Source organism: Bacteroidota bacterium (assembly GCA_016706255.1).
Lineage (GTDB): Bacteria > Bacteroidota > Bacteroidia > Chitinophagales > BACL12 > UBA7236.
The window spans coordinates 548,261-569,791 of the sequence record JADJJZ010000029.1; the positions used below are offsets into that span (position 1 = coordinate 548,261).

At 36.8% G+C, this 21,531-nt stretch carries 16 protein-coding genes; 8 read left to right on the plus strand and 8 right to left on the minus strand.

The window, feature by feature from the left end:
• Positions 1 to 91: 91 nt before the first annotated feature.
• Entirely contained in the window at positions 92 to 952 is an 861-nt protein-coding gene (locus tag IPI65_20390) for a hypothetical protein (GenBank protein MBK7443791.1), read from the minus strand.
• Positions 942 to 4,364, minus strand: coding sequence for a T9SS type A sorting domain-containing protein (locus tag IPI65_20395; protein MBK7443792.1), 3,423 nt, complete (start codon positions 4,362 to 4,364; stop codon positions 942 to 944). The genes IPI65_20390 and IPI65_20395 overlap by 11 nt, the downstream gene beginning before the upstream one ends.
• A gap of 86 nt (positions 4,365 to 4,450) precedes the next feature.
• Between IPI65_20395 and IPI65_20400 the strand changes: the two genes are divergently transcribed.
• Positions 4,451 to 5,107, plus strand: coding sequence for an ABC transporter ATP-binding protein (locus tag IPI65_20400; protein ID MBK7443793.1), 657 nt, complete (start codon positions 4,451 to 4,453; stop codon positions 5,105 to 5,107).
• A gap of 2 nt (positions 5,108 to 5,109) precedes the next feature.
• Here IPI65_20400 and IPI65_20405 read toward each other — a convergent pair whose 3' ends face one another.
• Both IPI65_20405 and IPI65_20410 read right to left on the minus strand, forming a co-directional pair.
• Positions 5,110 to 6,054 (minus strand): site-specific DNA-methyltransferase, encoded by a 945-nt coding sequence (locus IPI65_20405; GenBank protein ID MBK7443794.1) that lies wholly within the window; start codon positions 6,052 to 6,054, stop codon positions 5,110 to 5,112.
• An 8-nt stretch (positions 6,055 to 6,062) separates the two neighbouring features.
• Positions 6,063 to 6,287, minus strand: coding sequence for a hypothetical protein (locus tag IPI65_20410; protein ID MBK7443795.1), 225 nt, complete (start codon positions 6,285 to 6,287; stop codon positions 6,063 to 6,065).
• A 124-nt stretch (positions 6,288 to 6,411) separates the two neighbouring features.
• Between IPI65_20410 and IPI65_20415 the strand changes: the two genes are divergently transcribed.
• Positions 6,412 to 6,969: a hypothetical protein gene (locus IPI65_20415; protein ID MBK7443796.1), complete on the plus strand. Its 558-nt coding sequence runs from the start codon at positions 6,412 to 6,414 to the stop codon at positions 6,967 to 6,969.
• A 290-nt stretch (positions 6,970 to 7,259) separates the two neighbouring features.
• Here the strand turns inward: IPI65_20415 and IPI65_20420 are convergent, their stop codons facing one another.
• The gene (locus IPI65_20420; GenBank protein MBK7443797.1) at positions 7,260 to 8,780 is read right to left on the minus strand and encodes a hypothetical protein; all 1,521 of its coding nucleotides are present in this window, start codon (positions 8,778 to 8,780) and stop codon (positions 7,260 to 7,262) included.
• Between the two features lie 238 nt (positions 8,781 to 9,018).
• Between IPI65_20420 and IPI65_20425 the strand changes: the two genes are divergently transcribed.
• From IPI65_20425 to IPI65_20440, 4 genes are all read left to right on the plus strand, one after another.
• Positions 9,019 to 9,279: a helix-turn-helix transcriptional regulator gene (locus IPI65_20425; protein MBK7443798.1), complete on the plus strand. Its 261-nt coding sequence runs from the start codon at positions 9,019 to 9,021 to the stop codon at positions 9,277 to 9,279.
• A 124-nt stretch (positions 9,280 to 9,403) separates the two neighbouring features.
• Entirely contained in the window at positions 9,404 to 10,063 is a 660-nt protein-coding gene (locus IPI65_20430; GenBank protein MBK7443799.1) for a hypothetical protein, read from the plus strand.
• A gap of 38 nt (positions 10,064 to 10,101) precedes the next feature.
• Complete coding sequence (locus IPI65_20435) at positions 10,102 to 12,309, plus strand: OmpA family protein (protein ID MBK7443800.1); 2,208 nt, start codon at positions 10,102 to 10,104, stop codon at positions 12,307 to 12,309.
• 41 nt (positions 12,310 to 12,350) lie between these two features.
• Complete coding sequence (locus tag IPI65_20440) at positions 12,351 to 14,078, plus strand: M61 family metallopeptidase (GenBank protein MBK7443801.1); 1,728 nt, start codon at positions 12,351 to 12,353, stop codon at positions 14,076 to 14,078.
• Here the strand turns inward: IPI65_20440 and IPI65_20445 are convergent.
• Entirely contained in the window at positions 14,068 to 14,823 is a 756-nt protein-coding gene (locus IPI65_20445) for an SDR family NAD(P)-dependent oxidoreductase (GenBank protein ID MBK7443802.1), read from the minus strand. The two genes, IPI65_20440 and IPI65_20445, sit on opposite strands and share 11 nt — an antisense overlap.
• A gap of 257 nt (positions 14,824 to 15,080) precedes the next feature.
• On the opposite strand from IPI65_20445, the gene IPI65_20450 reads away from it, so the two are divergent.
• Both IPI65_20450 and IPI65_20455 read left to right on the plus strand, forming a co-directional pair.
• Positions 15,081 to 17,258 carry a TonB-dependent receptor gene (locus IPI65_20450; protein MBK7443803.1) on the plus strand — a complete coding sequence of 726 codons (2,178 nt, stop codon included), beginning with the start codon at positions 15,081 to 15,083 and terminating at the stop codon, positions 17,256 to 17,258.
• Positions 17,259 to 17,337: 79 nt separating this feature from the next.
• On the plus strand, positions 17,338 to 18,009 hold the full coding sequence (locus IPI65_20455) for a hypothetical protein (protein ID MBK7443804.1): 672 nt from the start codon (positions 17,338 to 17,340) through the stop codon (positions 18,007 to 18,009).
• Between the two features lie 121 nt (positions 18,010 to 18,130).
• Here the strand turns inward: IPI65_20455 and IPI65_20460 are convergent, their stop codons facing one another.
• Together IPI65_20460 and IPI65_20465 are read right to left on the minus strand one after the other, a co-directional pair.
• Positions 18,131 to 19,219 (minus strand): T9SS type A sorting domain-containing protein, encoded by a 1,089-nt coding sequence (locus IPI65_20460; protein ID MBK7443805.1) that lies wholly within the window; start codon positions 19,217 to 19,219, stop codon positions 18,131 to 18,133.
• Positions 19,220 to 19,585: 366 nt separating this feature from the next.
• Complete coding sequence (locus tag IPI65_20465; GenBank protein MBK7443806.1) at positions 19,586 to 21,475, minus strand: Omp28-related outer membrane protein; 1,890 nt, start codon at positions 21,473 to 21,475, stop codon at positions 19,586 to 19,588.
• Positions 21,476 to 21,531: the final 56 nt, after the last annotated feature.

The window sequence follows — 21,531 nt, forward strand, 5'->3', positions numbered from 1 at the left end:
GCAGTCTCCGACTGCGCAGTTGATTCCGGGTCTCCGACCCATCGGAAAATTATTTTATAAAAATATGAATGAAAAAAATCAAACCAATTAATTATAACCCCACCTCCAACGCCTTTTCACAAAACAGCATCTCATTTTCAAAATGATATTGCTGATAAAAATTTAACGTCCGCTCAAAATAACCATTATTTGCATTCGGTAAAATAAATGCTAATTTTTCGAGACATGCAGGGCAAATAATCAGCGTTTTATTATCGGATTCGGGAAGTGAATTACTGCCATTTAATACACAGACATAACCAATACAATGTTGCATACCCAATGCATGTAAAATTTCATGCGTGGTGGTTTTTAGCAATCGGCTTAGAACCAATTTATCTATTGAATCATTTAATCCATAATCACCGTATCTGGCAAATGAGCTTACCCCTACCCTGTTTTGAATATCTGCTTCTCCAAAAACAAAATTCCAGTTTTCATCCGGATATAAATCTGATACGGTGATAGCCATTAATGAAATTGCATCCGCGGGAATAATTGGTTGCAATATATTTTGCAAAATATATGTTGTTTTAATTTGACCATTTCTTGTAACGCTATCCGGGATTTTTAAAATATCATATTCCTGTAATAAGATTACATCCAGATTAAAAACAGCATGTAAATAATCCTGCAAAGCGGTAATTAAATCGCTATTTACAGCACCTAACGGCAATAAATAAAATTTACCATTTGCAATAGCAGCAGAAATTGGAGTTTGTTGTTTAAACTCAGCTAAGGTTTGTCCTTGTTCATTGTGTTCATACAACCACGCGCCTGGTTGAGGCTGGCCAAGTTTGGGATATAAATCAGATAAATCGGAAGGTTGTTTATTTTCAGTAGTATACTGATTATTGCAACCTGTCACCAGTATGATGACAGGCAGCAATACATACATAATTTTATTTTTCAACCACAAATTGTTTGGTCATTATTTTACCGTTGGTATTTGCTACAACAGTATATATTCCGGTAGCATAATTTTCAAGATTTAAATGTAAAGTTGCATCCTGCACACGACTTAAATGTTCGGTGTAAACTATTTTGCCGGTTATATCTAAAACAGTAACATCAACATTATTCAGTTGCGCAAGATCGATATCAATAAATATATCTGTTGAAGCAGGATTTGGATACACATTTAAAACATCTGCAGGAGGCACAAAAGCCGCTACCGGTGTGTAGTTACCTACAGTAAACTGGAAATAAATTAGTCCACCAAAATCAGGCTCAAAATTTTTAATGTAAGCACCATCAATTTCTCTCGTTTTAAAACTTCCATTACCATCACTATTTGCCCACCAGCTTAATCCGTCTTCACCATAATCCCATAAATATAATTCATAACAACCATCAGGTAAATTCAATGTGTCTTTGTAAGTAGTGTTGTCAGCAAATGTTGTTCTTTCCAAAATGGTATTTCCATTTTCATCATAAACAAATAAATCGTTTTCGTGTGAAGCAGTATTTGTTCTTGTTTCAATAATAAATTCGTTCGGATAAGTTACCGGAATCGCTAACGGTGTAGTAATACTATTATTATAACTATATTCATCTGTTCCGCCATTTGGATTACTTACCGTTGCAATAAATGCAGTGCCGCCATTTGTCCAGCCGAAATTTGGTAAAGTAACTTCTTCACTTTCCATAAATGCAAGATTACCTGTCCAGGTATAAGTATCCTGATCATAATCTTTAATTCCGAAAGTAATATCCAAACTCGTTAAAGGTGTAGCACCGGTATTGGTAATTCTTACTATTGGGTTATTACATATCGGATTTTTACGTTGTTGCATATCATCATCACTTGGTGCAATGATGGCATCTAAACGCGCATCCAAATTAAAATTAGGGTCACCATAAGTAATTAATTGCACAGAGGTAACATAGGTAGGAACGGAACCTGCTCCATTCCAAGTATAATCTTCTGCAGTATAATCAAATGTATAGGTACTACCCGGCACAACATCAGGTGTTAATTCAAAATCGTAAGTGGTAACTTCTGCACCCGGACACCAGTTTGCACGATCGTAAACCCAGGTACCTCCCTGCGGATAAACCGGATTTAAATCACAATTATCTCTCCACACTTCTTTACTCCAAACAGTGCTGCCATTTAATTTCAAATAATGTTCGCGTGCACAAAATTCAGAACAATTTGATGTGCCTCCGAAACCATGTCCCGTTGCGCGAATTTTTACTCTAGAATTTTTCGCATCAGCAGGAATTGTAACTGTTTGTGGAGGAGTTAATTCATCAAATGAAGGTGTTAATCCATAACCATAAAAGCCATACCACAAATTGGTAACTGCAATTGGATCACGAGGTGGTGTACCTTCAATAAATAATAATTCCATATCCAGTAATTCCTGCCAGTTTCCTGCATTTAAATGTACTGAATCATGTAATAAAGGGCGGTAATCACTTAAATCGAATGTCCACGTAAATCCATCACCTAAATCTAATCCGATACCGTAAGGTGTAATATATCTTGCTAATTCATGCGTATTAACTACTTCAAACGGTTCTCCATAATATTCGAGGTCGTAATTAGATATTGTATTAGTTGCGGTAACCAGAGTTGAATCGGCAATAGTGCCATCTGCATTATAAGTATAAGTATAAAATTCAGCAGGATAAACTAATATAGAATCTGTTGCAGTTAATGGATCTGCAGGATCATAAATAATTAATGCAATTGGGTCGGTAATTACATCTTCAACAATTAAAACAGAATCAATATGACTAACAAACTCACCTTGTTCAAATTTAACTACCGGTCTCACAGCAGTGGAACTAATATTTCTAAAAATATCTTCCGATTTAATAAAACGTTCAACAGCACCAACTAATGCAAGGTCATTATCATTTACAATATCCGGTTCTGTTAATCCATTACCATCATTAAAATTATAATACAACAATAAATTAGCCGCGTACGGATGCGCTCCATCTAAATCTTTATACATATAACTTGCAATTGTTGCAGCATCTAATTCTACATTCCAAATTGCAAATTCATCCATATTGCCGGCATAACTTTCACTTCCACCCCAATTGCCTTTACCTAAACGCAATTTTTCAATGCCTTCCATTAATTTAGTTTTACCAGTTCCACTATGCCACAACACACCATTTTTATAAACCTTCATTGAACCCGTAGTCGTATTTTTTGTAAACGTCCAATAAGTCCAGTTGCCTTCATAATCTGCAGCCGGTGCAACCTGATTTATTCTGTCGTAACCACCAGCATTACCCGCATCCCAATAAACATTTGCATCGCTCCATGGTGTATGACTGTTTAATACACGTGCATCACTTCCGGTAACAGCTTCGAAAGTAGTTCCGTTTTGTGGCTGAAAATCAGGGTCACCCTGCGACCAAAATGCAACTGTTACCTGATCACTTAATCCTGCTAAAGGATTACCTAAAACATCTGCATAATCGGGATTGTAAAATTCAACGTATTTATCGTTGGTACATCCGGTAAGCAAAGAGTGGTAAGGTGTTGTTTCCATACCGGTCATGTACGATAAACCGGTTGGATTAGTATTATCATAAGTAATTTCAACAATAATATTCGAAACGCCATCCCAATAAAATGGTGTTGTAAAATCTATGCCATCCCAACCCGTATTAAAGGAGGTATTTTGGCGATATACTTCTGTAAATCCTGACTCAAATACGGTTGTTGTAAATTCAGTTAATAACGTCGACTTTAAACGAATACTGAAATTTTTCATTTCATCACCCGGTGTATAAATATCGAAATTCATTCCACTGATATTTCCTGCTGTTAAACCCGCTGCAGTTAATTCGGATGCACTCCAAAGGATTTGAGTACGTCCAACCGGATAAGCAGTATAAAGCGGATAAAATGCAAAGTCGGTGGTAGTGCCTGTTTGATATTCGTTATAAGAAATGGTATCGTCATAAACCACAGTATATTGCCAAGACGGCACTGTTGTGTAGGTTGGTGTTGTTGAATAATTTAATTCATCAGGACTGGCACCATTGGCCGTAAAATATGGGTGGGTTAATAATGTGGAGTCCAGATTTCCGGTATGTTCATACAGGTAAGTATAGGTCAAATAATCCCATTCACCGCATGCAGGGCTTTGGGCGGGATTACATTTCAAGGTATACTTCATGAGCACTTTTTCAACATTCACATCAAGTCCGGGGAGGTCAAACCAAGCGTCCTGCGGCGATCCAAAAGTGAATGTTTGCACTTTAATTGTATCACCGGGCCCTGCTAATAAGGCAGTTGTGGTGATAAAAAAAATGGTAATGGTGGTAAAAATTTTAGTAATGTATGACAACATGGTTGTAAGTTTGACACAAATATAACCATATGCTGTTTTTTCCGGTTACACCTGATGTGAACAGTGATAAATAAATGACAATTAACGTGATAAAAGCAACTCAGATACAAAAATCGTATGGTCCGCTGCATGTGTTAAAAGGTGTCGACCTGATTGTAGAAAAAGGTGAACTGGTGAGCATCGTTGGAGCATCGGGAGCAGGCAAAAGCACATTATTGCACATTGTTGGAACCCTCGATAAACCCGACAGTGGTGAAGTAATTATGAACGATACCCGTTTAAGCACTTTGAGTGAAAAAGAGCTGGCCCATTTCAGAAACAAACATATTGGTTTTGTATTTCAATTTCACCATTTATTGCCTGAATTTACGGCTTTAGAAAATGTATGTGTTCCCGGATATATTGCGCGAAAAAAAGAAAGTGACGTAATTCAGCGCGCCAAAGAATTACTCGATTTTTTAGGTCTTCATGAAAGGTTGGATCATAAACCCAGTCAGCTTTCGGGTGGTGAGCAACAGCGTGTGGCAGTTGCACGTGCTTTAATCAATAAACCGGATGTAATATTGGCTGATGAACCATCAGGAAATCTCGATACGCATAATGCAAAAGAACTGCATAATTTATTTTTCAGATTGCGTAACGAGTTTAAACAAACGTTTATAATTGTAACGCACAATGAGGAATTAGCGAATATGGCGGATAGAAAATTAGTGATGCAGGATGGCCTTATGGTGAACGGTTAACATCAGTGTTTTTTAAATACCACTATTCTGTTGCTGTTGGTGCCTTTCACATTATTTTTTACACCCCAGATATTTGCCGTTTTAGTAAATTGTTGTTCGTTTATAATTATATGCTCACATTTGAAACCTGCTCTGGTGCCCATTTCCAGGACATGATGTTCAAGTTGGGTTTTGCCAAGATGTACTTCTCCCGTTTCAAAAGCAACATAACCATTTTTTTTGGTAATGCGATATAATTCCTGAAAAACGGTATACATTTTAATCATCCATTCGTCAATAGTTTTCGACATGGTGATATTTTTTTCTATTTTTTTAATGTCAATTCCATTAAACCAGCAGCGCATCCAGTTATCTTTAGCGTATTGCACAACATCTAAAAACGGCGGAGAAGTTACCGTTAATTGAACGGTATTATTTTTAATCACTTTTGTATTGGCCGCATCACCCAAAATAAAAATTGCATTTTTAGAAGCCGATTCAACATGGACTCTATCAGTAGGATTTAAGTCTTTTATCAGACTTTTTGTCTTTTTTACAATAAGTGCCTTAACGTTGCGGTAAACGGGTTTCTGATTTCGTTTTGAGTTAATTAAAATTTGTCGTTCTCTGGATACAGCCTGATTTGGTGGCAAGGTATACACAGAAAAAAATCCTGGTGAATGTCCGGTTAAGCGATTGGTAGCCACCATGCGGATCCATTTGTCGAGTGCATCGAGTTTGTTATTTTTTTCTCTTTGAATGATCCATGCACGTAAAATGAGTAATTCACGATAAGTGTCTTTATGATAAAACATATGCAACCGGTGTTTTTCCGGAACATAGGGTTGTGCAAAAATGTTATCGAGTCGTGCTTCCAGGTCCAGAACAGAAGGAATAAACAAACGGCCTTCAGCTAATATTGCGCTTATGGGATTAACATCGTTGGCAATAATATTTCTGCCATGCAAAGCTGCTTCTATAACAGTGTACCCCTGCCACTAAAAGGGTCGTAAACATAATCGCCGGGTGCTGTATAACGTGATATAAAATACTGTGGCAAGGCCGGCTTAAAACATGCCCGGTAAGCAATTTCGTGGAGGTTATGCCCTTGTCGCTGACGGCTTGTCCAAAACTCACCGGTGAATACGGTAACCTTTGATTTATTAAATTTGAAAGATGTTTTTTTTAACCCTTTTTCCATAAATCGCGCTGAGAGCAATCAATTACGCGTCAAAAATGGTGATTTTTATCAGAACATTCACAATTAACGATGTGGATTTGGAAATTGTTGGGAATTAAATAAGATTTGCAATAAATTATCGACCATGCCATTCTCAAACACATTAACATTCAACAATTCATCAGATATTGTTTTTCAACCTGCAGGAAACGAATTAAGGGTTTATGTAAAAGGTGCTTTATTAGGTGCCATTAATGCTGCTTATCCGGTTACGATGTATACCACTGTGTCAAACGGGGTTAAATCGATAACCATGACACAAATTACCAATTCAGTGTATTGTTCGGGAAATACAAATAATCCGAATTTAGATACGGTATATTATAATTTTAATCAACCGGGACATTTGCCATCGGTAAGTTGTTGTGGTTCAAATAATTCCCTTTACAAAACTATTGGATGGGATAATGATGGTACAAGCCAAACTTGTGTAGGCACAACGGGTTATACCAATGTATTTGATATATCTGCCAATTTAAGTTTCAAATCAAAAGTTGAACAGGTTATGATTAATAATCAGCCGCAAATAAGAATGGTTGTTCGTTATAGCGGTGGTGTTTTTTTAAATGTAAATGCGTCAATAGCTATTTGTTATGCAACACCATATTGTTATTATTGCGACCCGACAAATAATGCGTCTTGATGTAAATATTTAAAAAAGCACTGCTCTGGGCAGTTTCCAACTGCGCAGCAAATTCCCGGTCTCTGACCGCGATAAATAATAAATTAAATCATTATTAAATACTTCGTGCGTCTTTACGTACTTGGTTGCATTTTGGTACCTTTTGTTTTTACCGCTAAGGCACTAAGGCCTCGAAGGGGCGCTAAGGATGTTGTGGTAAAATTGAATTACATTCATTTAATAAGTTCTCCATACATCTTCGCGGCCTTTTTTTCGTGGTTCCGGTTGTTAAGCAGTTTTGCTGAATCTGATTATTTGTATTTATAAAATACCGTTTCCGTGAGTGGCTTTTGATTTATTTTGCTACTGGTCCACGCAAGTACTTCTTCAATTAAAACTAAACGGCGGTGATTGTTTTGCAAATGCATATCTTTAAAATAGGTAAACATTATCTTAAATACATCTAATTGTTCGCGTGCAGGCGTTTTAATTAATTTTTTGAGATATGTAGTAAAAGCTTTTTCAAATTCATTAAATCGATTTTTATTCTGCATACTTCTTATGGCATTCCTTATTGCTGAATCCAGATATACTGTATCGCCCAATTCAAAATGCAGTAGCAAATGCATCATTAATGCACCGTGTTGTAAATCCTGCTTTGATTCCGATTTAAAATTTAATACCTCTTGACAATAATGCAATGCTTTATCATTATTTCCGGTAATGAATAAAAACAAACACAAGTTGTAAGTATCAGCGATATAGCTGGCATCATTATATTGTTTGTTATACTTATTTACAACAAATTCATATTCGGCCATTAACTCCTCACTCCTGTCGAATTTTGCCGTATTAATAAAATATAAAATTTTATACTGCAGAATATTTATGGCGATAGTGGCTTCATCTTTAAATTTATCTTTCTGCAGATTATTCAATTTATTCAATAAATCATCATATTCCTCATAACGGCCGATATTGTGGGCTGCAGCAAGCACCGATGACAGGGCATCCATATAATTTCCCATTACATTAAAATGGTGTTGCGGATACTGCTCCATGAGCGTAAGCATCTGGAGATTATTTTTATACAACCCGTCGTAATCGTTCGAAAAACGCAAAATATGACTATGACATTTAATGAATAAAAATTTACCCATATAAGTATCAATCGCATCAATATCCTTTAGTAAAGGATGATTTTTATACCCAATAAATCGATCGAGTTGTTCCGGGTCACTTAATTTAGAATCAATTAAAAACTGTGCCCATAAAATGAAATAAATTTTCCCCAGTTCTGATTCCGCATTTAAACTGTTGAATACTTTTATTTCTTCCTCATGTATCTGATTGATTTTCGAAACCGGATCTCCTCCTGAATATTTAATTGCAAAAACCCGTTCCCGCTGTAAAATGGCAACCAATAAATAAGTTAAATCAAATTTATAAGCCAGTTCTTTCGCACGTTTTAATGCCTTCACCCTTAAATCAGTCAGCCCCTTTTCTGTATAAAACAATTCATCCTGAATCAAATCAAACACCTCCGTTGCCGCATTTTTATCAGAACGATATAAGCGCATACTTTTAACAATCAGGTCGAAGAGGTAAACCTTGATCTGAGGCAACATTTTAATATCACCTTTCGATTTGAGCTTTTTCTTTAACAATTCCTCATCATACAAATCTTCCTGCTCATCTATTAAATCGAATACACGCATATACACCTTCTGCTTATCGTCGCCCTGCCGCTGGGCAAACAACTTGAAGTAGCGTTTTTCGCTGGGTGTAAGCGATTGAATCAATAAAAAGAGGTCATCTCCGGGTAGCGACATATTTAAACTTATAGTTAAGCAAATATAAACAGATAAGGCAAATTGCATTCACGGTATACCGTTAACAAGCATGCAGACCCGCTTGTAAGCCTTTAAATACAGCACTTTCCGACCTTTTACATATTATATTTTTTAAAATATGTTCGCCAGACGTTGAATAATGACCCTAAAATTGGTTTGCCGGGGGTATGGGGTAGAAATACCTTTGAAACATCAAACAAAGCAAAAATTTAAAACTATGACTAACGCACTTGAATCAGGACTTATCAGACCAATCGCTTTTACGGAGCGGGAAACCCAAATCCTCAATTTAATCGCAAAAGGCAAAACCACCCGTGCAATTGCCGATGAATTGTGGCTTTCGGTAAATACGGTGGAAAGTCACCGCAAGCGCATGATCAGAAGAGTTAACGCAAAAAATATATTCGGTGTATTCAATTACACCATTACGAATGGAATTATCAACCCTTTGGTATTTAGTGAACCTTGTTTCGTTTAAACACAATTAAAACTCTGCTATCCCAAGCATTTTTTATTTCTCACCATAGGCTGTTGAATCTGCCGCCCTGTCGTTGGGGCGGCTTTTTTTTTGTTCAGGTACGGTATATTTGCACCGTCAACACATGGAGATTTTTTCATATATCTTTTATTTAGGCGTTATTAATATCGTTTTTTCAACGGTCTGGAAAATTCTTGCAACCGTAACTTCTTCGTTATTAAATGATATGGGTATAAATAAAGATGCCTCCTTTTTATTTTTTAAGGCTTTGGGATATTATATCCTCGTGAGTTTGGCAGCCTTAGTTACTTTTTCACATATGGAAGCCACCTATTCACTTGCTGCAATTGCTTACGCCATAGTTGGAACATTTGTAATTTATGCAACCATAGCCAGCAATCTGGAACGCAACCGTTGGCGGGCAGTTATGAATTTTGAAAGGAAACGAGTGGGCGTTATGCGTTTTGATGGTTATTTGCTGATGGCAAGTATCGTATTATTTATCATCACCATTTTAAAACCCGAAATTGCCAATCTGCCGCCCCATCGCTGGCTGCTCACTACCATTGATAAAATTTATCAAACCCCTATAATTAAATATATCATTGGATTTTTTGCGTTTCTGTATATGCTCAACATTATTTTCAGAGGAATTAAAGCCTCCGATGAAGTATTTTCCATTTTATTTAACCGCAAACGTAAAACACAACAAACACCGGAATCAGATACTTATTTCACTGATTATGAGGAAGTTCAGGACGACAATTCCCAACTTCCAAAATAAAGCATAACCGATTTCCGTTTAACTTTAAACTTGTATCGTTGCGAACTTTTCTTATCTGTTTATTTTCATTTACGGCAATCACCTTATCCGCTCAACAGGTACAATGGGCATCAGAAGTTGTCCGTTTTTCAACTGAATATACGCGTAAACAATTTGCTGCCCGACAGGTTTTGGGCAAACCGGATAAACTGCCTGCATTTGGCGAAAGCGCCGTAGCATGGGCTCCTTCAACCCCCGATAACCCTGCAGGAGAATTTATCCATGTTCGTTTTGCGCAACCACAACAAATTCAACAAGTAGGCATTGGCGAAAGTAATTGCCCCGGCTCAGTAAAAGAAGTAATTCTGTATTCAACTACCGGAAAAAAATATACCGTTTATGAAAATCTGACCATCAAACCTGAATTTACTACCGGTGGTCGCATTTTCCGTGTTTTTTTTCCATTAACAGATTATGAAGTTAGTGAGGTACGCGTTGTATTAAATACAAAAGCAATTCCGGGTATGAATCAAATTGATTGCATCGGAATTTCAAATTCTGATGTGCCAATTAAAGCAACTGTAAATGAAGCGGTTTACGCAAACCCTATTGCCGACCCCGAAAATTTGGGGCCAAATGTAAATACAGATGCAGATGACATGTTTGCATTTATTTCTCCAGATGGTAAAACATTATATTTTGCAAGAAAAAATTATTACGAAAATACAGGCGGTGCACTGCGCGATGATATTTATGTTTCTAAAAATGCAAATGGTGCGTGGACTAAAGCTGTTAATATCGGCACACCTTTAAATAACGACCAGCATAATTATGTTTCATGGATTAGTTCTGATGGCAGTTCTTTATTGCTCGCTAATAATTATGAAAAAGTAAAACAGGATATTTCAATATCTAAACGCACTCCCGATGGATGGGCGTTTCCCAAAGCATTAAAAATTAATGATTTTTATAATGATAACGAATTTTCCTGTTATCATATGAATACAGAAGGCAATGTAATTCTGATGGCTATAGAGCGACCTGATTCGTATGGTGATATGGATATTTATGTCAGTTTTTTACAGGCTAATAAAGTATGGACGGAGCCTAAAAATTTGGGCATGACCATTAATTCTGCCGCAACGGAAGGCAGTATTTTTATTGCTGCAGATAACAGAACGATTTATTTCGCCACAAATGGCAAAAGCGGATATGGTGGTTATGATATGTTTATGAGCAAACGTCTGGATGATACCTGGCTCAATTGGAGTGAACCTGTAAATCTGGGTAACAAAATTAACAGTGAGGGTCACGATTATTATTATACCATTCCCGCAAGTGGCGATTACGCTTATTTTTCATCTACCAAAAATTCATATGGCAAAGCCGATTTATTTCGTATACCATTACCTGTTGAAATTCAACCTGAGGCTGTTACTTTATTAAAGGGAAAAGTTATAGATGCCAATACCAAAGAACCGATTAATGCGGATGTTCAATTTGGCGGTTTAGTAAGCGAAGAACCCAAAGGCATTACCACTACAACAAACGGTAATTATCAGGTTATTATTCCGGAAGAAAATTATAATGTTACCATAAAAAAGGAAGGTTATTATCCGGTAACAACAACAATTGACGAAGACCTTGAATTTGATGAAATTGATTATAATGTAGAAGATCCGGTGGCCATTATTAAACATGATATTAAGACTGATATTAAAACAGAATTAAAACAAAACAAGTGGACAAAAACGGAATTAATTGAAGAATTAAATAAACGAATAGAAACAGAATTTGCCGATACTGCGGAAGTTTCAAAAGAAGAAATTGTAAAGGAAATTGCAGATGAAATTACTACTGCAAAAGACAGTGTTTATGCTGAAGTAACGGCAGATGTGGAATTAATTCCAATTCGTGCAGGAACCGTTATTCAATTGGATAATATTTTCTTCGAAGCAAATAAATCGGACCTGAAACCGGAAAGTTCTGCTTCATTGGATGAACTGGCTGAATTTTTATTGAGCAATCCGAATATTTATGTAGAAATTGGCGGCCATACCAACGGTTTACCAAACGATGCCTTTTGTCAGAAATTATCGGACGAACGTGCTAAAAACGTAGTCGCATATCTTATGGCTAAAGGTGTACCTGCCACACACTTAACCTCCAGAGGTTACGGTAAAACCCAACCTATTGCCGACAATGCAACTGCAGCCGGCAGGAAAAAAAATCAGCGTGTAGAGCTTAAAATCATTAAAGTGGAATAATCACAATTTCTTTTCCTTATTTTGCCAAATAATTACATCAAATGGCAACTATAATTTATTCGGTGGAGATGCCTTTTCCGGCAAATCATGTGTTCACGGTAAAAATGGAAGTGAAGGGAATTGCAGATGAACAACTTGTTGTTGAATTACCCGTTTGGACACCCGGCTCCTATCTGGTGAGAGAATACGCAAAAAATATCAATGCATTTAAGGCAAGTGATATAGCAGGAAATAGTTTACCTTTTCAAAAATCATCAAAAAATACATGGTTAATTTATAGCGGTGGTGCAGATGTAATTATTCAGTATGAAATTTATGCCTACGAAGAAAGTGTGCGCACCAATTGGTTAGATGCCACACATGCTTCGATAATTCCTGCAGCATTTTTTATGTGGGTTAATGGATATAGTGGTGGTGCAGAAATTCATATTACGCCACATAGTTCTTTCAAAAAAATAGCTACTGCTTTGCCAAATGCAGACAATAATAACTGGCAATTATTTGCATCATCTAAAGATGAATTATACGATAGTCCAATTGAAATAGGCAATCACAGCAGCACCGATTTTTTAACTGAAGGGGTAATACATACCCTTGCCATTTATGGTGAAGGCAATCATGATGAAAAAATTATTATTGCAGATTTAATTAAAATTATTCAGACTGAAGTTGCCATATTCGGACAACATCCCTGTAAGAAATATTTATTCATATTATTAAATTCAAATACACAACGCGGAGGTCTTGAACATTTACATTCCACCAGTTTAATATTTAAAAGATTTGGTTACGCTGATCATAACAGCTACCTGGAATTTATCAGCTTATGTGCGCATGAATATTTTCATTTATGGAATGTGAAACGTTTGCGCCCTGCAGCTTTGGGGCCATTTAATTACGGAGAGGAAAATTACACTACCGGTCTTTGGGTAGCTGAAGGTTTTACCAGTTATTACGATGATTTAATTGTTTATCGCGCTGCTATTTATAAACAAGAAGAATATCTCGCCATCGTTGAAAAAAATATTAACGAAGCGGAAAACGCACCCGGAAAAAATATTCAAAGTGTTGCCGAAGCCAGTTTTGACGCCTGGATAAAATATTATCGTCAAAATGAAAACAGCAACAATTCGCAGGTAAATTATTATGTGCGTGGTGGTGTTTTAGCGTTATTATTGGATATCATTATTATTTCAAATACCAATGGTGAAAATTGCCTCGACGATGTTATGCGTGAAGCTTACAATACTTTTTATATGCAACAAAACAGAGGTTTTACGGAAGAAGAATTAAAAAGTATTATCGAAAAATACGCGAAAACCAATCTCGATGATTTTTACCGCGACCATATATTCGGAACTACTCAAATTAATTATCAGCCGTATTTCGAAAAGTTAGGACTACAATTAATTGATAAAAATGCTGGGAGTTTAGATAAAGAATTCGGCTTAACAATTAATGATAAAAATATCATTACTTCCGTTCGCAAAAACAGCTCCGGTGAGCTTGCCGGATTAAATGTTAATGATGAAATAATTGCGATAAACGAATTTCGCTACACACCGGGCTTTATAAATATTATTACCAACAACAGTGTTGAATATGATACTTTTTGGTTTTTAGTTAACCATAATGGTATCGTAAAAACATTCATACCATCATTAGCAATAACCGACAAGGTAAATTACAAACTGGAAGCGCTGCCAAATCCTACGCCGTCGCAACAATTGTGTTATAAAAAATGGTTACAGCAACATATTAACCCTTAAATACGGTTCGTGAATCGCTTTGTGCCGTTGGTAAAATGGTAATTTCTTCCAGATTTACATGAGCTGGTCGGGTTGCTGCAAAAAATATCACATCAGCAATATCTTCTGGTTTCAAGGCTTCAAAACCTTCGTAAACTTTTGCTGCTTTTTCAGTGTCGCCTTTAAATCTGACGATGCTGAATTCCGTTTCCGCTAAGCCCGGAGAAACATTCGTCACTTTGATACCATATGGCAGTAAATCCATGCGCATGCCTTTGCTCAATGCAGTAACCGCATGTTTGCTGGCACAATATAAATTCCCCTGAGGATAAACCTCCTGCCCTGCCACGCTTGAAACATTGATAATATGTCCGGCCTTGCGCGGTATCATCCCCTTCACTACTATCTTGCTTACATACATCAAACCTTTTAAATTCGTATCAATCATGGTTTCCCAATCCGCTAAATCACCATCCTGAAAGGCATCTCTTCCCGCCGCTAAACCTGCATTATTAATCAAAATATCAATTTGTTGCCATTTTTCAGGCAAAGCACTAAAAGCAGCTTCCACAGCCGCATTATCGCGCACATCAAAAGGAATGGTATACACTTTAATCGGATAATTAGATTCCAGCTCGGTTTTCAGCGCCTCGAGACGGTCCGCGCGACGGGCATTAATCAACAAGTCGTATCCTGCAGCAGCAAATTGTTTTGCACAGGCTTTTCCAAATCCGGAACTGGCTCCGGTTATCATTACTATCGACATATCTTCGTTTTACCGCAATTTTAACTAAAAAGCGGGATATCCTGCGTTATTGCCCCGGTTTAACGCGCCAATTTTTTAAATTTGTGTGCTTGTATTTCGAAATCGGAAGTGCAAAAGAATCTTGTCTTCAAAATTCACACTTTCATCGGCAAAATTGCTGAAATCGTCCAAAGCATTTTGACATAATACAATTATCTGCCTTACTTTGCGTCAGTAAATTGGAATAAACTGTTAATGGTCATCATCAATCAAAAAAAATGAAACAAATTTTTACCCTTTTCTTTACGCTTAGCTTGCTTTCCAATGTTTTTGCGCAAACAACCATCTCAGGGAGTATTCGCGACAATAAAAAAAATGCGCTGCCGGGAGCAAATATCTTTTTAAAAGATACTTATGATGGCACCACGAGCGATGTTGATGGAAATTATACATTCACTACAACGGAAACCGGTAAACAAATTTTTACGGTGAGTTTTGTTGGTTACGAAAATTATGCGGACACGATTACCATTACCTCCGGTACGATGACCATTAATGTTGAGTTGAAAGAATTATTTAACGAATTAAATGCAGTTGTAATTACAGCCGGTGCATTTGAGGCAAGTGATGAAAGAAAAAACACCATTTTAAAACCGCTGGATATTGTTACCACAGCCGGAGCTGAAGGTGATATTTATGGTGCATTGGAAACCCTTCCGGGAGCAAGTAAAGTTGGTAACGATGACGGTTTATATGTGCGCGGCGGTAGCGATTACGAAACAAAAACCATTATTGATGGGATGTCGGTTAATAACCCTTATTTTTCAACTGTTCCGGATGTGCCGTCACGCGGGCGTTTCCAGCCATTTATGTTTAAGGGAACCGTGTTTAGCACCGGTGGTTATTCTGCCGAATACGGTCAGGCTTTATCCAGTGCGGTTATTCTGAATACGGAAGATATGCCTGAATTTAGTGCCTCCGGATTAAGTGTTGCCCCAATTTTTATCGGCGGATTTCATACTCAAAAATTTAAAAATGAAAAAACAGCTTTGGGTGGTGGAATTAATTATACTAACCTTGCTTTATTCGATAATGTTTATGAGCCGACAACTTTCGACTGGATCGAAAGTGTGGAATCTTTTGACGGAAGTTTATTTTTCCGACAAAAAACATCTAAAACAGGTATCATCAAATTATATGCACAAAAAGAAAGCAGCAATTTTGCATTAAGAGCAAACGATATCGACAGTCTGCCATTAACCGATGATATTGAACTGGGTAATGATTATAATTATGTAAACGCATCTTATCGCGAATTATTGACAGACAAATGGGGCATGCAGCTTGGTGTTAGTTATAGCAGTAATTCAGATAAAATTCTTGCAGATGGTTTCGACATCAGTCGTTTTGATGAAAATGCACAAACAAAACTTACATTTAATAATCAGATAACAGAAAAAATTAATATTCATTACGGCGCTGAATATCAGCATTTAATTTATAATCAAAATGCAGGTGATTTAGAATTTGATCTAACCGAAAATTATGCAGCAGCTTATGTTGAATCGGATATTTTTATCACCAACGACCTTGCAGGAAGAATTGGTTTGCGCGCAGAAAATTCTGAAATTTTGGGAGAAGTAAATCTTGCCCCACGCGTTTCACTGGCATATAAAACCGGTAAAAACGGTCAGGTTTCATTTGCTTACGGCGATTTTTACCAAACGCCACAACCAACCTATTTATACAATATTTCAGCCTACCCCCTCACTTATGAAAAAGCAACACATTTTATTGGTAATTACCAATATGTTACCAACGACCGCACCTTCAGAATAGAAGGATATTATAAAAAATATGATGACCTTGTTACACAAGAAGCTACTGATATTCCATTTGTAAATAATTATGATAATGCAGGGTTTGGTTATGCAAGAGGAATAGATTTATTTTTCAGAGATAAAAAAAGTATTAAATATGCTGACTATTGGATTTCTTATTCGTTTTTAGATACGAAACGTAAATTTTTAGATTACCCTGAAGAAGTAACACCAACTTTTGCCGCACAACATATTTTAAGTTTGGTATATAAACATTATATCCCCGGTATCAATACACAAATCAGCGGAACCTATCGTTTTATTTCAGGTTGGCCGTATTACAATCCGAATAATCCACAGTTTTTGGGAGATGTTTCTCCACAGTTACACAATTTATCGCTGAGTGCAAGTTACCTGACCAGCCTATGGGGTAATTTTACGGTGATATTTTTATCGTGGGATAATGCGCCGCAATTTGACCAGATTTATGGTTATCAATATTCGGCAGATGGCACGGTTCGTGTTGAAAATCAGGCACCTATAAAAAGTACCGTTTTCTTTGGCATATTTATTTCATTCCTATATGGAGATGATCGCCGTGTAAATGATATCGATATTGATAAATCAGCCGAATAAATTACGACAGTATTTGGCCTGAAATTTGAAATATGTCGTGCGCAATATTTAACCTGTTACAAACAAAAAAATCACAATTATGAAAAATCTGTTTACAATTATTTGTTTCATGAGCATCACCGTTGCATCGCAGGCTCAGAGTGCGAAGTTTAACGATGCTATGACCAAAGCCTTAGCTGAAATGGACACGCTCAAAACGGGCGACCAGTTTATGGCGATGTCGAATAAATTTGAAAGAATAGCCTTAGCTGAAAAAAATCAATGGTTGCCATATTATTATGCAGCCTTATCAAGAGTTACTGCTACCTACATATATAACGAACCCGCTAAAAATGATGTAATATTAGATGTTGCTGAAAAATATATTAATGTTGCCGATTCATTAATGCCAAATAACTCAGAAATTTATGTTGTAAAAAGTATGATTTTAGGCGGAAGAATAATGGTTGACCCAATGACACGTGGTCAGATGTACGGTATGCAAAGTATGATGCATTTAAGCAAAGCAATGACACTTGATCCTGAAAATCCACGTTCTTATTATGTAATGGGTTTGAGTTTATTTTATACACCACCACAATTTGGAGGCGGACAAGATAAAGGTTGCGAGATGTTAAATACAGCAAAAGCTAAATATGCAACATTTAAACCTGCTTCTGACCTGCATCCTTCATGGGGAGAAAATCAGGTTGATGAAACACTGAAACAATGTACGCCACCTGCAACACCTGCCGGCAGTGGCAACAATTAATTAAGATATACATGAATTAAAAAAACCGGAATTATCCGGTTTTTTTTATGTACCTAATTGCTAAAATATAATAGTGAAAAAAAACAGGCTGCCTTTTACAACAACCCGTTACAACCCAGTCTTATTTTTTTATGAAAGAATAACTTGTGCCATCTAACGTTAAAAAATACATGCCACTTTCCAGTTGATGCACATCTACCTTCCCTCCTGCCGGTAAAGTACCCGAAGCAACAATTTGTTTCGACGCATTCATGATGGTATACTTCCTTTCAACAATTGGATTATTAATTACCAGATAAGTTGTTGCCGGATTTGGATATAATGCTATTGAATTATTTGAATTTTTTGCTTCAATACATATAATTTCCGATAAATAAGGTTCTTGTAAATCATCGGAACATTGAATGCGGTAATAATTAGTTATACTGGATGGATTTTTATGTTCATACACATACATGCCGCTGCCTGAATCATAACCCTGCACACTGCCAATCAGGTTAAAATGCACGCCATCTGTACTGTGTAATACATTAAAAATTTCAATAGGCGAATCACTAATTGCTTCCCATGATAACGTGTTTTGAGTTGGCTCGGCAATACCCGATAAAATAATATCGTCAATGGCTAAAACAGGTAAATCAAAAATCTGATAGCTATACCATTTATTATCTGTTGTGTTAAATAACCACAGTAAATTATTAGCATAACTAAATTGATGACTAACGGCAGTAACTGCAGCAGCCGGTAGTGCTGATTCACCTGCGTATGCACATGTAGCTCTGTTTAATAGAATTACTTTTTTTGCAGTATAATCCAAAATACCATATTCATAACCAGTAACCCCGGTATAAATTACTGCGGTAGTGTTTATTGATCCAAATGTAACGCCGGTTATTGCTGTAGTGCTTATCAGTGCACCTGTTGTGCGATTATATTTTGATATGCTGCTTGCATTATAAAAAACCACTTCATTATTAACAGGATCATAGGCACCTTCACATTGTGCGTTTGGACTTAGCGCCCCGGCAAATATTACATTGAATGCGCTAGTAGCATTATTAGCACCATCTAAAACAATTTGCGCCCAACCTATTGCAGAAAAACAATTGCGCTCCAACTGATTCGTGTTCGGATTCCACCAAATGCCTCTGGTATCCTGACCGGCAACATCCTGAAACAATAAAGTACCATCATGTTTAAAGGTTAACAAAGGGTAAGTCGAATTACCAACTCTGGAAGTATAATACAATCCCGTAACCGGATTAAATGCTACTGAGCCGCAGCTGGAAACATCAAGCGGGAATGCCAGTATTAACGGATTGGTAATAGCTGTAGGGTAAGGAGTTAATTGCGCAAAAATGCTTTTTGTAAAAAGACAATAAGTAGTAATAATGTTAACTTTTTCATGCTGACTGAGGTTTGTTGGTTTTTTAAAAAGTTGAAATCGGACATCATTTCCGACGCAACAAAACTCAGTATATCAGCGGGTGCGGACAATCACCAATTCTGGTGATGGGTACAAAAAAAAGAGGCCGCCCAAAAGGACGACCTCGATATTTACTTGTTGCTTGATTTTTTATTTATTTACAACGAGGCTTTCGAATGCAACGTTTTTACCGCCTGCACTGATAACCACATTATACATACCAGCTGCAAAATCAGCAGTTTCGATGATTACGGTGTTTTCACCTGAAATCATATTACCTGCATTAATTGTGCTGATTAATTTTCCTGTAATATCATAAACTGAAATTGTAACATCAGCAGCTTCAGTTAAATTAAATGAAGCAACTGCATTATCAGTTGTAGGATTAGGATATAATTCAAATTGATTTAATGTATGGATATCAAAAATACCATTGGTAGTAGCAAGACGAATATTATCTAAATATAAGTCGTTACCGAAACCACTGATTGCATTAAATTTAACCAATACATCGTTCATACCAACATAAGCTGACATATTAACTTCGTCAGTTTCCCACTCATCATCATCCGGTTTGAATAAAGATGTAGTATTTGGAGCAGTTGCTAAATCCGCAGCGTCTTTATTATAAACTTCATCCCATGTAGCACCGCAATCACCTGATACCTGAATTTTCAGGATATCGTTATAAGATGCATTGTAACGGGCATAAGCACGATCGAATACCAAATTTAAATCGCCTGTAAAATTGGTGAAATCCATTTTAGGCATATATAAATCGAAAGTACCTACAGCGATATTAAAGAAATCTGCTTTTGTAGAAGTTGTAGTTTCACCGTATCCACCTGCACCGGTAGCACGACTCCAACCTGTTCCATCATTAAGATTATCTACAGCCCAGTCTGTTGGAGGATATGTTGTAGCAACGAAACCTTCAGTAACAACTTCGTAAGGTACATCTAACACACTGATACCACCACCAACAACATCATTCACCATATTAATATCGATATCACCAACAGAAACAATTTCAACGTTGATGTCATGATCACCTGCACCACCTAAAGTTGCAGTAGGTAAAGTAATATTAGCAGAAGCACCGGCAGCAATTGAACCTGTCCAGTTATAAGTTGAAGCAGCACCACCATCGATGCTATAAACAACATCTAATGCAGTTAAAGTAGCAGCAGAATTATTTGTAACATTTACAACAGGTGTATAATCAGATGTACAAGAAATAGAGCTTACTGAATTTGCTGCATAGTCAACAGTTGGTAAACCACCTATTGGTGAAGAAACACCCGCTTGCATAACAGCTTTAGAAGCATCATCCTGCATAAATGCAATGATTTCAATATTGTTGAGGTTGTAGATATTTGTCATATCCCAAACAAAATCATACGATTTAGTTTCACCTGCATAAAAAGCACCGGTAGATGTTCCTGAAGCTGATGGTAACATTTTTTTCATTACACCAAAAAATTCAGTTTCACCGTTTGAACCCGGAGGGGTATCAAATAAAATTTCTTTTTCTGCAACGGCAATTTGTAATTTCAAAGAACCCGTAACATCAGGACCTGCAGTAACTTCAACGTGAACGTTTACTGTTGTATAATCAGGGCTGAATGAATGTGTAGCCGTAATTAAGAAAGGTGAAGTAATAGCATAAGCACCATCAATATCATCCTGACTAACACAAGCAGGAGCACCTGCATAGTAAGCACAGTCGTTAATGATATGTACACCATCCATAGTTGCATCAGGCACACCTGAAACAGAATAATAACCTACACGCGCATCAACATCCGGTTCGTTTTGTAAATACATTGGGTCGAAACCGGGCCACCAAACCTGATACTTGATAGCAATAGTTTTATCGGAATTGTCCTGCAACAATGCATTAAATCCCGGGTTTTGAGAAGCACACGGACCACAACTGGCCTGCGTGAATTCTTCGAACAGTACCAAACGCTGATACTGAGCAAAGCTTACCTGTAACAATCCAATTGTTACGAGACTGAAGAGTAAAACTTTTTTCATTTTAGTAAGAATTAAGAGGTTTTAATTACAAATTTAAGACTTTAACCCAATTGCTT